Consider the following 14,782-nt stretch of genomic DNA (forward strand, 5'->3'; position numbering starts at 1 on the left):
GCGTCAAGGTCAAGCGGCGATGACGCAGCCGGTACGATGGGCGGCACGACAGACGAGTCGGCCGGGCGGCCGCGTCGGGATCCCCGGATCCCGCCGAGGAACGTCCGGGCTCCACAGGGCAGGGTGGTGGCTAACGGCCACCCGGGGTGACCCGCGGGACAGTGCCACAGAAAACAGACCGCCCGGGGCTTCGGTCCCGGGTAAGGGTGAAACGGTGGTGTAAGAGACCACCAGCGCCTGAGGCGACTCAGGCGGCTAGGTAAACCCCACCCGGAGCAAGGTCAAGAGGGGTCGTCTCCGGACGGCCCTGCGCGAACGTTCGAGGGCTGCCCGCCCGAGTTCGCGGGTAGACCGCACGAGGCCGGCGGCAACGCCGGTCCTAGATGGATGGCCGTCTCCCCGGCGACCGCGAGGTCACCGGGTGACAGAACCCGGCGTACAGGCCGGCTCGTCTGTCGGCGAACAGCCCCCGCTCACCCGTTCGTTCGGGGCGGGGGCTTCGCCGTACCCGGCGCCGGGTACGTCGCTCAGCGCAGGTGCGACGTGTCGTTCAGGAGGCGGACCGAGGCGTTGCCGTCGGCGTAGTAGGCGACCGCCGACAGGGAGGCCGCCGACAGCTCCATGCGGAACAGGGCCTCCGGCGGGGCGCCCAGCGCCAGCCGGACCAGGATCTTGACCGGGGTCACGTGCGAGACGAGGAGCACCGTGCGGCCCGCGTGCGCGGCGAGCAGCCGGTCCCGGGTCGCCGAGATGCGGCGGGTGGCCGAGGCGAAGCTCTCGCCGCCGCCCGTGGGGGCGGCCTTCGGGGAATCCAGCCACGCCTGGAGGTCCTCCGGGTGGCGCTCGCGCGCCTCCGCGAAGGTCAGCCCCTCCCATGCGCCGAAGTCGACCTCGCGCAGCCCCTCTTCGACGGTGACGGTGAGCCCGAGCCGGTCGGCGACGGCCTGCGCGGTCTCCCGGCAGCGGCGCAGCGGGGAGCTGATCACCGTCTCGATGGTGCCGCGCGCGGCCAGCGCCTCCGCGACGGCGGCGGCCTGGCGGCGGCCCGCCTCCGAGAGCTCCGGGTCGCTGCCGCCGCTGCCGGAGAACCGCTTCTGCGGGGTGAGCGCGGTCTCCCCGTGGCGCAGCAGCACGAAGGTGGCGGGCGGCCCCATGTCGGGCCCCCAGCCCTGCCCTGTCGCTGCCGCGGGAGCCGCACCGGGACCGGAAGCTGCGCCGGTGGCGGGAGCGTTGCCCGGCCCATCGCCGCCGGGCCCGGCAGCCGGGGCCGCCGGATCGGCCGGGACCGCCTGCTCAACCAAGGCGGCCGGGGCCACCGAGGCAGCCCGGCCCGTCGGGTCGGCGGGGGCCGCCAGGCCCACCGGGCCGGCCTTGCCCACCGGGCCCGCCAGACCCGCCTTGTCGGCCGGGGCCGCCTTGCCTGCCAGGCCCGCCGTGGCGGCCGGGGCCGCAAGGGACTCCAGGTCCCCGAACAGGGTGTCCGTGTCCGGCTGTGCGGAGCCCGCCCGGGCGTTCGCAGCGGCGGCCGCGCGGGGACTCGTACCACCGCCGGAGGCCATCGCGGCGCGGACGGCCGCCGCCCCCTTCGCCGCGTCGCCCGGAGGGCCCTGCGGGGCCGACAGGGTGCGGGCGGCCGAGGCGTCCAGGGCGGCCCTGGAGTCGGCCGGCTCCCACTGCTCGCCCCGCTTGCCCGCGTCCATCGCCTCGTTCGCGAGCCGGTCCGCGTGCTTGTTCTTCTCGCGCGGGATCCACTCATACGTCACCTGCGCGCGCGGCATGACCTTCGCCGCCTCCGCCGCGAGCGGCTTCATGTCCGGGTGCTTGATCTTCCAGCGGCCCGACATCTGCTCGACGACGAGCTTGGAGTCCATGCGGACGAGGACCACCGCCGCCGGGTCCAGCTCGCGGGCGGCCTTCAGCCCGGCGATGAGGCCCTTGTACTCGGCCACGTTGTTCGTCGCGACGCCGATGTACTCCGCGCGCTCGGCCAGCGTCTCGCCCGTCACCGGGTCGAGGACGACGGAGCCGTAGCCGGCGGGCCCCGGGTTGCCCCGGGAGCCGCCGTCGGCTTCCACAACGAACTTCGGCATCAGATGCCCGAGTCGGCCATGCGGACCAGGATGCGGCCGCAGCTCTCGTGCCGGACGACCTGGCCCGGGGCGGCGGCCTTGATCTCGTTGACCTCGGCGAGGTCGAGCTCCAGGCGGCAGCCCTCGCAGCGGCGCTGCGACAGGCGGGCGGCGCCGACGCCGCCCTGCTTCACGCGGATCTTCTCGTACAGGGCGATCAGCGCCTCCGGCATCGTGCCGACGATGACCTCGCGGTCCTTGGCGATGCCCGCGACCTCGGCGTCGATCTCACCGGTGGCGGCGTCGCGGCGCGCGGTGGCGTCGACGAGCTTGGCCTCCAGGGAGGCCACCCGCTCGGTGAGCTCGGTGACGCGCTCCTGCGCACCCTCCAGGCGCTCCATGACCTCCAGGACCACGTCCTCCAGGTCACCCTGGCGCTTGGCGAGGGAGACGACCTCGCTCTGCAGGTTGGCCAGGTCGCGGGCGGAGATGCCGACGCCGGTGTCCAGGCGGGCCTGGTCGCGGGCGGCGCGCTGGCGCACCTGGTCCACGTCCTGCTCGGCCTTGGTCTGCTCGCGGGCGGCGTCGGTGGCCTGCGTCTGGGCGGCGACGAGGAAGTCGCGCTGCTGGGCGAGGTCCTTGGTCAGCGAGTCGACCTCGGCGTGCTCGGGCAGCATCTTGCGCTTGTGGGTCAGCTGAGACAGCCGGACGTCCAGGGCCTGGACGTCGAGAAGTCGGATCTGGTCGGCGGGCTCGGCGTTCAGTTGGGGGCTCCAGGGTGAGAAGGGGATGTCACGGACGGCGCGTGCGCCGTCCACGGGTCGGTGGGCGTGCGCGAGACGTGGGTCCGCAGACCCCAGCCGTTGCGCTCGGAGATGGCGTCGAGCTGGGCCGCGGCCTGCTCGCACCAGGGCCACTCGGTGGCCCAGTGGGCGGCGTCGACGAGGGCGAGCGGGGACTGCTCGCGGGCCTCGGACACCGGATGGTGGCGCAGGTCGGCGGTGACGAACGCGTCGACACCGGCGGCCCGGACCTGAGCGAAGAGGCTGTCGCCCGAGCCGCCGCTGACCGCGACGGTACGGATCATCGCGTCGGGGTCGCCGGCGACCCGGATGCCCTGCGCGGTCGGCCGGAGCCAGGCGGCGACGCGCGCGGTGAACTCGCGCAGCGTCTCGGGGCGGTCCAGCTCGCAGAGCCGGCCCAGGCCCCGGCGGCCGGACGGGTCGCTCGGGTCGGGCACCAGCGGGCCGGTGACGCGCAGGTCGAGGGCGCCGGCGAGGGCGTCGGAGACGCCCGGGTCGGCGGTGTCGGCGTTGGTGTGGGCCACGTGCAGCGCGATGTCGTTCTTGATCAGCGTGTGCACGGCCCGGCCCTTGAAGGTGCCGGCGGAGACGGTGGTGGTGCCCCGCAGATAGAGGGGGTGGTGGGTGACGAGCAGGTCGGCGCCCAGCTTCACCGCCTCGTCGACGATCTCCTGGACGGGGTCGACGGCGAACAGGACCCGGGAGACCTCGGCGTCGGGGTCGCCGCAGACGGTGCCGACGGCGTCCCACTCCTCGGCCCGCGAGGGGGGCCACAGAGCGTCCAGCGCGGCGATGACTTCAGAGAGACGGGGCACAGGCCAAGGCTACCGTCCGTGGCGACCGGCCCCGGTCTTCCCGTCCCATCCGCGGGCCGATGCGGATACTGTCTGCGGCGGCAGGGGAAACGGGGGGATCCATGCGTGCCGGAGAAGTGCTCGACGCCCGATATGAGCTGGTCCGGCGCCTGGACGTGGGCGGCATGGGCGAGGTCTGGGAGGGCGTCGACCGGCGCATCCGCCGCAAGGTCGCGATCAAGCTGATCCGCGAGGAGGCCGATCCCGCGCTGGTCCCGGAGCTGGTGTCCCGGCTCGGCCGGGAGGCGACGGCGGCCGGCCGGCTCGCGCACCCGCACATCGTCGCCGTGTACGACTACAACAGCGTCGAGCAGGACGACGTACCGCTCGTCTACATCGTGATGGAGCTCGTACGGGGCCGCTCGCTCGCGGAGGAGCTCGCGCAGCGGCTGCCGACGCTCCCGCAGGCGCTGGCCTGGGCCGAGCAGATCGCGCTGGCCCTGGAGTCGGCGCACGGGCCGGAGGCGGGGGTGGTCCACCGGGACCTCAAGCCCGGCAACGTGATGGTCACCTACGGCGGACTGGTCAAGCTCCTCGACTTCGGGATCGCCCGCTTCCTGGAGGACAACGACACCCACCACACGAAGCTCACCGGTGCCCGCATGGTCGGCACCCCGGCCTACATGGCGCCCGAGCAGTGCGACGGCCGGCCGGTGGACGGGCGGACCGACCTGTACGCCCTGGGCTGCCTGCTCTACACGATGCTCACCGGACGGCCGCCCTTCACCCTGGAACGGGGCCTGCTCCAGGTCATGTACCAGCAGGTGCACGAGGTTCCGCCGCCGCCGAGCGCGTACCGGCCGGTGCCGGCGCCCGTGGACCGGCTGGTCATGGACCTGCTGGCCAAGGACCCGGCGGACCGGCCCGCGGACGCCGCGGACGTGGTGGACCGGCTGCGCACGCTGAGCCGCGCGGTCTCGGCGGCCGCGGCTCCGACTGCCCCGGCGGCCGCCGACGCGGGGGCGTACGTACCGACCGAGCCGGACCTGCCGCCCGTACGGGAGGCCGACGATGAGCAGAGCGATGTGGAGGACGACGAGGTACTGGAGGGCGAGTACGCCGATCCCGACCCCGGCGAGGCCTTCCGCGCCCGGATCCGCGCCGAGCTGGTCGAGCGCGGCCGGGTGGCGCGCGGCGAGGACGATCCCGGGATCGCGCGCCTCGCGCTGGCCGAGGTGCTCGCCGACACCGTCCGGCTCTTCGGCCCCGGGGACCCGCTGACCGTGGAGTTCGGCTTCGACCTGGCCTGCGCCTGCGCCCGCGACGGACTGTTCGGGGAGGCCTCCGCGCTGCTCGGCGAGATCGTGCCGCGCATGGAGGCCCTGCACGGCCCCGAGGACCGCCGCACCCTCTACGCCCGCTGCCTGCTGCCCTGGTACCTCGCGGGTGCGGGGGCCCTGCGCGAGGCCGCCGGGCTGTACGCCGACGTCGTACGCGATCTGCGCCGGGTGCTCGGGGACACCGACAGCCTCACCCTGCACACCCGGTACCAGTACGTCGCCCAGCTGGCCAGGGCCGGTGACGACATCGGCGCGGTCCAGCTGTGGCTGTCCCTGATCCCGCGGCTCGACTCCGAGCAGCGCACGGTGGGGGCGCTCGGCGCGGACGCGCGGCGCGAGCTGTGCGACGCGGTCCTGCGGCTGCGGGGGAACCCGGAGGCGGCCGCCCGGCTGCGGGTGCTCGTGGCGAATCTGGTGGGGCTGCTGGAGGACGGGCGCGAGGAGACGTACGCGGCCCGGATCGTGATGGCCGGCTGGGTCGCCGAGGCGGGAACCGCGCAGGAGACGCTGCCCACCTGGCGGGTGCTGATCAGCGACTGCACCGCGGCGCTCGGCGCGGAGCACCCGCTGACGCTGCTGGCGCGGTTCCGGCTGGCCGAGCACACGGAGGCCGCGGGCCGGCCGGCGGAGGCGCGGGCGCTCCTCGTGGAGCTGATGCCGGCGCTGTACGCGTACCAGGGTCCGGCCGGGGAGCTGGTGCTACGGGCCCGCTACCTGCTGGCGCTGACCGCGCGGGCGGCCGGTCCGGCGGGGGGCCCGGCAGCGGATCCGGCGGCGGAGCTCGCGCAGTGGGAGGAGCTGGCTCCGGACCTGGAGGCGCTGCTCGGGAGCGGGGACCGGCTGACGGTGGACGCCTGGTTCCGCCTCGCGCTGGCCCTGTCCGCGCGGGACCGGCAGGCGGAGGCGCTGCCGCTGCTGAACTCCGTACTGCCGCGGCGCGGCGAGCTGTTCGGGGCGGACGAGCCGGTCACCCTGCGGGGGCGGTACGCGCAGGCGGCCGGGGTGGCCGCCCTGCACGGGGAGGCGGTGGCCCGGCCGATGTGGCGGGAGCTGCTCGCGGAGGTGACCCGGGCCCTGGGCGGCCGGCACGACCTGGCCCGCGCGGTGCGGGAGCGGCTGGGGCTCGACCCCGAGCCGGGGGAGGCGCTGTCGGCGGACCTCCCCGGGCTCGGACCGGTGTGGACGGTGCGGCCGGGCTGACCGTGGGGCCGGCCGGCCGTGCGGCCCAGCTGAAACCTGGGACCTACTTGACGAGGAAGCCCCGCAGGTCGTCCAGGACCTTGTCGGCGGCGGTGACGCCGAGGCCCAGGTACCAGGTCTCGTCCGGGACGTCCTTGGCCTGGCCCTGCTTCACGGCCTCCAGGCCCTTCCACAGCGGGTTGGACTCGGCGGAGTCGCGCTTGGTCTTGTCCTTGGCCCCGTAGACGCCGGTGAAGATCCAGTCGGCGGCGGCCTCGTCCATGCGCTCCGGGCTGACCTCCACCGCGAGGTCCTCGACCTGCTGGTTCTGCGGGCGCGGGATGCCGGAGTCCTTCAGGATCGTGCCGATGAAGGAGGCGCCGGCGTACAGGCGGGTCTTGCCCGGCATGTAGCGCAGCATCGTGACGGTCGGCTTCTTCTCGCCGAGGTCCGCGCCGAGCTTGGCGGCCTTGGCCTGGTAGGCGTCGAGCTTGGCCTTGGCCTCGGCGGTCCTGTCGAGGGCGGCGGCGTTGAGGAGGTAGTTCTCCTTCCACGGGAAGCCGGGGCGGATGGAGAAGACGGTGGGGGCGATCTTGGAGAGCGCGTCGTACTTGTCCGCGGAGCGGAGCTGGCTGCCGAGGATCAGGTCGGGCTTGAGGGCGTTGATCGCTTCGAGGTTGAGGCTGTTGATGGTGCCGACGGACTTGGGCTCGCCGGCGTCCTTCTTCAGGTACCCGGGTATGCCCTCGTCGCCCTCGGTGGGCGCGTAGCCGACGGGCTGCATCCCGAGGGAGACGACGTTGTCGAGCTCGCCGACGTCGAGGACCACGACCCGCTTCGGCGCGGCCTTGAGCTCGGTGGAGCCCATGGCGTGGGTGATCGTCCGCGGGAACTGCCCGGCCGCCGCGGTGGTCCCGAAGGCCGCCGTCTTCTTCGCCGCGTCGGAGAAGTCCTTCCCGCCCTGCGCCGCGGCCTTCTTCTCGGTGCCCCCGGCCGCGGCCTCCTTGCCCGGCTTCGCCGCCTTGTCGTCCTGGCCTCCGCAGGCGGTGAGGACGAGCGCGGCGGCAGCGGCGAGGGCGACGGCGGCAGATCCGCGGCGTCGGAGGGACATGGGAGATCTCCTGAGGATGGGGAGCGGGCAAAGACCAGAAAAGCGGGTTAGGTGTACCTAACCAGCCTCCTCACCCTAAACGCCCCGATATCGCACAGCACAATCGCCTCCTCCCCCACAGGCGAATCGCCACCCCGCCACCCGTATGTGTGAAGCGGAGATTGTCGCGTTGTCCGGGGGGAAGCGCGATCACTAGGTTCGCCGAAGGTCCGCTGTAGATGACTGTCTGTCGTAACGGGATCCTCCTCCTGAGGGAGGGACTGTCAGCCCAGCGCTGGCAGCTGCCGTTACCAGCACCAGCCAACGCGCATGTGGAGGTGAACGAAGTTGGCTACGTTCCACGTAGGCGAGAAGACCCACCAGTCCGTGCTTCCTCAGCGGGCTGCTCTGGAATTCGAGTCAGCAGACACCCCCCGGATCGGGGACGAAACGGGACTCGAACGCCGCACTCGTGCGGTAACCGGCGTGGAACATGTGCGAGGGGAGACCACCGATGCCTCACCTGGAATCGGTGGCGTCACCCCCAACCGCAAGGTTGGGGAGAAGGCCCGTGAAGGCCACCCTGTCGTGTTCGTCCTGGACCAACACGGCAGACCGCTCCAGCCCACCAGCCCCGCAAGGGCCCGCAAACTGCTCAACCAGGGCCGGGCCGTCGTAGCCCGGCACACTCCGTTCGTCATCCGGCTCAAAACCCGCACGGTCTCCGAATCCCAGGTGGACGGTGTGGAACTGGGGATCGACCCCGGCTCCAAGCACACCGGCGTCGCTGTCTTCACCGCGAAGGACGGTGAGCGCCGCGGCCTGTATGCGGTAGAACTCGCCCACCGAGGTGGCCGGATACGCGACAAACTCACCACTCGCGCCGGCTACCGGCGCGGGAGACGGAGCCGCAATCTGCGCCACCGTGCTCCCCGCTTCTCCAATCGCGCCCGCCCCAAGGGCTGGCTCGCTCCTTCGCTGCGTCACCGTGTGGACACCACCATGTCGTGGACCACCCGGATCGCACGCTGGACTCCCGTCCGCGCGGTGCACGTGGAGCGCGTCGCGTTCGACACCCACGCCATGGCCCAAGGCGGACCACTGGAGGGCGCCGAGTACCAGCACGGCACCCTGCACAGCACAGAAGCCCGCGAATACCTCCTCGCCAAGTGGCGGAGGGCCTGCGCCTATTGCTGCGTCACAGGCGTCCCCCTCAACATCGACCACATCCACCCCCGCTCACGCGGCGGCAGCGACCGCATCTCCAACCTGTGCATCGCCTGCGTCCCCTGCAACGAGAAGAAGTCCAACCAGCCCGTCGAAGACTTCCTCAAGGACTCCCCGCGCCTGTTGACCCGGGTCCTCGCCCAGGCAAAAACCCCGCTCCGGGACGCGGCAGCCGTCAACGCCACCCGCTGGGAACTGTGGCGCGCCCTCGACGCAGCATTCCCCGTGGTGCGCACGGCATCCGGTGGCCGCACGAAGTGGAACCGGCAGCGGACCGGCACGCCGAAGACCCACACCCTCGACGCTCTGTGTGTCGGCACGCTCGAAGCCGTCACCCGTATCCCGACCCGCGTCCTCGCCGTCGCCGCAACCGGGCGCGGCACCTACGCCCGCACCTGCCCCGACAAGTACGGCTTCCCGCGCCTCCGTCGGCCCAGGCAGAAGCAGTTCTTCGGCTACCAGACCGGAGACTTCGCCCGTGCCGTCGTCCCCACCGGCAAGAAGGCCGGCACCCACACCGGCCGGGTCGCTGTCCGCGCCAACGGCAGCTTCGACATCAGAACCGCACACGGTCTCGTTCAGAGCATCGGACACAGACACTTCCGTCTCCTCCAGCGAGCCGACGGATACGCCTACACCACCCGGCCCGAAGCAGAGAGCGTCCACGAAGGAAGAAACGACTGATGACCGCTGCCTGCGTCCTCGACGAGAAGACGACCGCGACCCCGTTCACCATCGCCGCGGACGGGTCCTATGCCGCCCGGCTCGCCGGGGAGGGCGACGCACGCTATCCGGAGCGCTGGACGCTGAGCGGGCCCGAGCCGTATGCGGTGCCGCTGCCGCTCGCGCAGCCCGAGGAGGGTGACAGCGAGGTGCTGCCGCTGGCCGACGGGCGGGTGCTGATCCACCGGCGGGTCGCGGAGCGGCACGCCTTCGCGCTGCTGTACCCGACGGGCGGCGGCGAGGCGGGGGCCGGGCCCCGGACCGGGGAGCTGCAGCTCGGTGCGATTCCGGTGGCCGAGGGCGTACGGGTCACCCTGCTGCCCCCCTCCCCCGACGGGCACGGGGCCTTCGCCCTGGCCGTGGGGGCCGACGCGACCACGGTGTGGCAGGTGGCCGGGGTCCCCTTCGGGCCGGAGCGGGTCGCCCGGATCCCGGGGCGCTGTTCGGGCGGGGTCTGGCTGGACCGGACCGGCCGGCTGCTGGCGCTGGACCGCGAGCTGGACGGCCCGGGCGGGCCGGTGACCAAGGCGGTGGCGGTGGACCTGCGGCGGGCCGGGGAGATCTCGCCGCTGCTCCAGATCGCGGAGGCCAGCAACGACCGGCTGCTGCTGGCCGACGCCGACAGCGGGCTGCTGCTGATCCGCTCGGACGCGCCGGGCGAACTCCGGCTCGGCTGGGGGGTCCTGGGCAGCGCCCGGCCGGTGCGGTTCCCGGAGTGCCTGCGGGCCGTCGGGGCCACGGCGACGCCGTTCGCGGTGCAGCCGGGGCAGGTGCTGATGCCGGAGAACTGCGGGGTCGCCCTGCGGGTGGACGAGGCCGGGGACGGCTACGGCGGCTCCGTGGCCGGGCTGGCCCTGTGGCGCCCCGCCGACCGGCACGTGTTCCGACTCGGCGCCCCGGCCGGCTGGCTCGGCGCGACGGGCCGCTGGACCCCGGAAGGCCGCCTGCACCTCCCGTACGCCACCCCCGAAACCCCCTGCGGCCTCCTGGGCATGACCCTTCCGGTCTCCCCGCCCCCACCCATCCGCCTGGACCCGATCCCCCTCCCCCCGGCCCCGGCCCGCCCGGTCCCCTTGCAGCAGGCCCCGCTGGGGTGAGCGCCTCCCGCTTCCGGGCGTCTGCTATCCAGGCCCGGTGACGAACTCCAAGCCGTACGACGCGGTCCTCTGCGACCTCGACAACGTGATCCGCTTCTACGACACGGCGCACGTGACCGCGCTGGAGGCCTCGGCCGGCCTCCCCCGGGGCACGACCTCGGCCGTCGCCTTCGCTCCCGCCCTGGACGGTCCGCTGCTCCTGGGGCGCACCACCCCGGAGCAGTGGGTGCACGCGGTCGCGGCCGAGCTCGCCAAGGACGACAGGCTGTCGCCGGTCCGGGCTGACGAACTGGCGCGGGCCTTCGCCGGGTCGCCGTTCTCGGCCGACGGGACGGTGGTGGCGATGCTGCGCCGGGTCAGGGCGTCGGGCACGCCGCTGGTCCTGGTCACCAACGCGACCCTCGACCTGGAGGACGACCTGGAGGCGATGGGGCTGGCGGACCTCGCCGATCACGTGGTGAGCAGCGCCCGGGTGGGCGTGGCCAAGCCCGACCGGGAGATCTACGAGATCGCGGCCGGGCTCGCGGGTGCTGCCGTGGACCGGTGCCTGTTCATCGACGACCGGCTGGAGAACATCGAGGCGGCCGTCGCGCTGGGGATGACCGGCGTGCACTACCGGGAGCCGGGCGACCTGCACGGGCCGCTGGCCTTCGCGCTCGCGCGGTGAGGGGCGTGCGGGCAAGCCGGTGGGGGCGGAGGGCCCGAGGGTCCGCCGCCCCCACCGGGGGTGCCCGTGCCGGTCAGCCGTCGTGCTTGAGGCCGAGGACTTCTGCTGCCGCGAAGGTTTCGCCTCCGGGGCGGGAGTCGTAGTGCGGGGTGAGGACCTCGTCGAGTTCCTCGTAGGAGAAGGACTCCTTGGTGGTGTCGAACTTGGCCGCCACCTTGGGGCGTTCCATGACGACGACTATGCCGCCGTGGACGACGAACAGCTGGCCGTTGGCCTTGGCCGAGGCCGGGGAGGCCAGGTAGCCGACGAGCGGGGAGACGTGCTCGGGGGCGAGGGCGTCGAGCTTGCCCTCCTCCGGGACCTGGAAGCCCGCGAAGACGTCCTCGGTCATACGGGTACGGGCGCGCGGGCAGATGGCGTTGGCCGTCACCCCGTACTTGGCGAGGGCCAGGGCGGTGGACGTGGTGAGGCCCACGATGCCGCCCTTGGCCGCCGCGTAGTTGGGCTGGCCGGCCGAGCCGCCGAGGAAGGCCTCGGAGGAGGTGTTGATGATCCGGCCGTAGACCGGTCCGCCGGCTGCCTTGGAGCGTTCGCGCCAGTGCACGGAGGCGAAGTGGGTGGTGTTGAAGTGGCCCTTGAGGTGGACCCGGATGACCGAGTCCCACTCCGCCTCCGACATCGAGAAGACCATCCGGTCGCGCAGGATGCCCGCGTTGTTGACCAGGATGTCGAGCTTGCCGTAGCTGTTCACCGCCAGCTCGACCAGCTCGCGCGCCTGCTCGAAGTCGGCCACGTCACCGAGGTGCGCCACCGCCTGTCCGCCCGCGGCGCGGATCTCCGCCGCGACCTCCTCCGCCGGTGCGGCCGAGGCCTCGCCGGAGCCGTCGCGGCCGGGCTGCCCGAAGTCGTTGACGACCACGCTCGCGCCGAGCCGGGCGAGTTCGATCGCCTCGGACCGGCCGAGGCCGCGGCCGGCGCCGGTGACGATGGCGACGAGTCCCTCAAGTGGCAGTGACATCCGTACGGTTCCTCTCGAAACGGGTCAGAGTTCGATGCAGGTGCGCAGGGCGACGCCCGTACGCATCTGGTCGAGCGCGTCGTTGATCTCGGCGAGCTGCACGCGGTGCGTGATCAGGCCCGCCAGGTCCACCCGGCCGGCCCGCCACAGCGCGATGGTGCGCTCGTAGGAGCGGAGCACGTCGCCCCCGCCGTACATCGACGGCAGGATCTTCTTCTCGTCGAAGAAGAGGGAGAACATGTTGATCGAGTAGTTGTCGTCGAGGGCGCCCGCGCCGACCACGACGACGGAGCCGCCGCGGCGGGTCATGTCGTAGGCGGTCTTGGTGGTCGCGGACTTGCCGACGACCTCGAAGACGTAGTCGAAGCCCTCGCCGGCGGTGATGCGGTTCTTGGCGTCGGCGAACTCCTCCGGGGAGACCGCCTCGGTGGCGCCGAAGCGCAGCGCGGCCTCGCGCCGGGAGGCGACGGGGTCGACGGCGATGATCTGGGCGGCACCCTGGACCTTGGCGCCCTGGATGACGGAGATGCCGACGCCGCCGCAGCCGATGACGGCGACCGAGGAACCGGCCTCCACGTCGGCGGTGTTGATGGCGGCTCCGAGGCCGGTGGTGACTCCGCAGCCGATCAGGGCGGCGATGTCGAAGGGCACGTCGTCGGGGATCGGTACGGCGCAGCCCGCCGGGACCACCATCTCCTCGGCGAAGGTGCCGGTGCCGGCGAAGCCGAAGATGGGGTTGTCGCCGCGCTGGAAGTTGGGGGTGGCCACGTTGCCGAAGGCCTCCAGGCACAGGTGGCCCTGGCCGCGCTTGCAGGAGGGACAGTGCCCGCAGGGCGGGAGCCAGCAGACCAGGACCCGGTCGCCGATCTTGTGGCTGGTGACCCCGTCGCCGACGTCGGTGATGACGCCGGAGCCCTCGTGGCCCGGGATGAAGGGGGCGGGCTGCGGGAGGACGCCGCTCATCGCGGAGAGGTCGGAGTGGCACAGGCCGGTGGCCTTGACCCGGATCTTGACCTTGCCGGGGCCGAAGCCCACGGCCTGCATGTCCTCGACGACCTCGAGCTTGTCCTGGCCTATCTCGCTCTGCAGTGCTGCGCGCACGGTGCGGCTCCTTCTGTGGGTGTGCGGGGTTTCTCGCGTGCTTCTGCTGCGGCTGTGGCTGGTCCGTCCGTCCGCTCAGCCGTGTTCGACGACGGTGTCGGCGAGGACCGGGGCGTCGTCCCGGTCGGCGGCGCTCACCGTGACGAGGACGCGGCCGGGCTCCCGCCACATCCGGATCCGCAGGGTCTCGCCGGGGAAGACGATCCCGGCGAAGCGGGTGCGGTAGGCGCGGACGCGGGACACGTCGCCGTCGAGGAGGGTGTCGACCACGGTCTTGAGGGTCATTCCGTACGAGCACAGGCCGTGCAGGATCGGCTGGTCGAAGCCGGCCAGCTTGGCGAACTCGGGGTCGGCGTGGAGCGGGTTCCAGTCTCCGGAGAGGCGGTACAGCAGCGCCTGCTCCTCGCGGATCCTGCGCTCCTCCACCCGGTCGGGGGCCCGCTCGGGCTGCTCGGCGGCGACGGAGGGTCCGCGGTCGCCGCCGAAGCCTCCTTCACCGCGTACGAAGATCGACGCGTCGGAGGTCCACAGCGGCCCGTCGGCGTCCGCGACCTCGGTGCGCAGGACGATCACGGCGGCCTTGCCCTTGTCGTAGATCGCCGCGACCTTGGCGGTGGAGGCGGCCTCCCCCTTGACGGGGATGGGCCGGTGCAGCTCGATGGACTGGCCGCCGTGCAGCACGTGGGCGAGGTTGACCTCGATGCCGGGGGCGGCGAGGCCGCCCATCATGGCCATGCCGGCGCCGGCGACGGTCGCGAAGCTGGGGAGCACGTGGAGCTTGGACTCCAGGGTGTAGCGCAGCTCGTCGGGGTCGGTGGCGGCCCCGGGGTTGTTCGGGGAGGTCCCCGCGCCGAGTCCGAGGTGGTAGAGCTGGATGTCCTTGTGGTCCCAGGCGATGTTCCCCTTGCGGGGTTCGGCGGCGAGGGCCTTGGCGGCATCGATCGGCATGGGCGTGCTGCTCCCTGTGTTGGAGACACCGTCTTTGAGGCGCCGGCCGGGGAAGCGCGGCACCCTGGAAGACCTCGGCGCGGCCGTCCGCACCGTCGGCCGCACCGAGGTCGTATGCGGGACCCGGCGGTCTAGAACGCGTTCTAGGTTGCCCGGTGAAGGAATGTATAACGCACGCCCCAGCACTTGGGAAGACCGCTGACCCTGCGTCTGACTCTGCGTCAGATGCGCTTCCCCGACGGGCCGAACACCCCCGGAACACGCCTCGAACGGGGCCGCCCGGCATGACCACCCGGCCAGTGGCTGCGGACCCGCCGCCCCGACCCGCCGCGTCCGCAAGGGATTTCGGGCTCCGGTTCGGAATGGAGGGGCCCACCAGGCGGCGCAATTCCCCGTGGTGCCCGAATGCGCCCTCCGGATTTTCCGAATCCACTGCGCATCACGGGCCTCCCGAACGGCGCCGTCACCCCCGCGGGTGCCCCAGTGCTGCGGTGACCTGCGGAATTAGGATCAAGCAACGGTCCGGAACCTGATGGTCCGTGTCCTTCGACTTCACCCTTTCCGCTCCCTTTACCGCCGGGCCATGCTCCCCCCGTCCGCAAAGACCGGCACTTTCCCATTTCCAGACCGCGGGACTGCTCAACGCGCGCGTCCTGGCCCGTGCGTCCCGCTCCGCGCGGCGGAACGGGACGCCGCCGTGGGTGGTGCCGGTCGCCGCCGTCTGCT

General features: G+C 72.8%; 11 protein-coding genes and 1 other RNA gene. 5 read left to right on the forward strand and 7 right to left on the reverse strand.

The features are described from left to right. Positions 1-53: 53 nt before the first annotated feature. Positions 54-455: RNase P RNA component class A (gene rnpB, locus NLX94_RS24920), an RNA gene on the forward strand. 72 nt (positions 456-527) lie between these two features. Here the strand turns inward: rnpB and NLX94_RS24925 are convergent. Genes NLX94_RS24925 through NLX94_RS24935 form a run of 3 tightly spaced genes read right to left on the reverse strand, consistent with a single transcriptional unit; the run spans position 528 to position 3,687 of the window. After that, positions 528-2,090, reverse strand: a complete 1,563-nt coding sequence (locus NLX94_RS24925) for a bifunctional RNase H/acid phosphatase (RefSeq protein WP_254385270.1) — start codon at positions 2,088-2,090, stop codon at positions 528-530. After that, positions 2,090-2,833, reverse strand: a complete 744-nt coding sequence (locus NLX94_RS24930) for a zinc ribbon domain-containing protein (protein WP_254385471.1) — start codon at positions 2,831-2,833, stop codon at positions 2,090-2,092. Before NLX94_RS24930 ends, NLX94_RS24925 begins: the two co-directional genes overlap by 1 nt. Then, positions 2,830-3,687, reverse strand: coding sequence for a Nif3-like dinuclear metal center hexameric protein (locus NLX94_RS24935; RefSeq protein ID WP_254385271.1), 858 nt, complete (start codon positions 3,685-3,687; stop codon positions 2,830-2,832). The genes NLX94_RS24930 and NLX94_RS24935 overlap by 4 nt, the downstream gene beginning before the upstream one ends. A 101-nt stretch (positions 3,688-3,788) precedes the next feature. On the opposite strand from NLX94_RS24935, the gene NLX94_RS24940 reads away from it, so the two are divergent. Next, positions 3,789-6,206, forward strand: coding sequence for a serine/threonine-protein kinase (locus NLX94_RS24940; RefSeq protein WP_254385272.1), 2,418 nt, complete (start codon positions 3,789-3,791; stop codon positions 6,204-6,206). A gap of 43 nt (positions 6,207-6,249) precedes the next feature. Here NLX94_RS24940 and NLX94_RS24945 read toward each other — a convergent pair whose 3' ends face one another. After that, positions 6,250-7,296: an ABC transporter substrate-binding protein gene (locus tag NLX94_RS24945; protein ID WP_254385273.1), complete on the reverse strand. Its 1,047-nt coding sequence runs from the start codon at positions 7,294-7,296 to the stop codon at positions 6,250-6,252. Between the two features lie 567 nt (positions 7,297-7,863). Here NLX94_RS24945 and iscB point away from each other — a divergent pair. From iscB to NLX94_RS24960, 3 genes are read left to right on the forward strand one after another with little or no spacing between them, the layout of a single operon-like run. Next, positions 7,864-9,186, forward strand: a complete 1,323-nt coding sequence (iscB, locus tag NLX94_RS24950; RefSeq protein ID WP_254385274.1) for an RNA-guided endonuclease IscB — start codon at positions 7,864-7,866, stop codon at positions 9,184-9,186. Beyond that, positions 9,186-10,322, forward strand: a complete 1,137-nt coding sequence (locus NLX94_RS24955; protein ID WP_254385275.1) for a hypothetical protein — start codon at positions 9,186-9,188, stop codon at positions 10,320-10,322. The genes iscB and NLX94_RS24955 overlap by 1 nt, the downstream gene beginning before the upstream one ends. A gap of 37 nt (positions 10,323-10,359) precedes the next feature. Then, positions 10,360-10,989: an HAD-IA family hydrolase gene (locus NLX94_RS24960; RefSeq protein WP_254385276.1), complete on the forward strand. Its 630-nt coding sequence runs from the start codon at positions 10,360-10,362 to the stop codon at positions 10,987-10,989. A gap of 73 nt (positions 10,990-11,062) precedes the next feature. Here the strand turns inward: NLX94_RS24960 and NLX94_RS24965 are convergent, their stop codons facing one another. The 3 genes from NLX94_RS24965 to NLX94_RS24975 form a co-directional block, all read right to left on the reverse strand. Beyond that, positions 11,063-12,007, reverse strand: coding sequence for a 3-oxoacyl-ACP reductase (locus NLX94_RS24965; RefSeq protein ID WP_254385277.1), 945 nt, complete (start codon positions 12,005-12,007; stop codon positions 11,063-11,065). 24 nt (positions 12,008-12,031) lie between these two features. Further along, on the reverse strand, positions 12,032-13,108 hold the full coding sequence (locus tag NLX94_RS24970) for a Zn-dependent alcohol dehydrogenase (RefSeq protein WP_254385278.1): 1,077 nt from the start codon (positions 13,106-13,108) through the stop codon (positions 12,032-12,034). Positions 13,109-13,183: 75 nt separating this feature from the next. Beyond that, positions 13,184-14,056: a MaoC/PaaZ C-terminal domain-containing protein gene (locus NLX94_RS24975; RefSeq protein WP_254385279.1), complete on the reverse strand. Its 873-nt coding sequence runs from the start codon at positions 14,054-14,056 to the stop codon at positions 13,184-13,186. Between the last annotated feature and the right edge of the window lie 726 nt (positions 14,057-14,782).

The sequence above is a fragment of the Streptomyces sp. TBY4 genome (assembly GCF_024213195.1).
GTDB lineage: Bacteria > Actinomycetota > Actinomycetes > Streptomycetales > Streptomycetaceae > Streptomyces.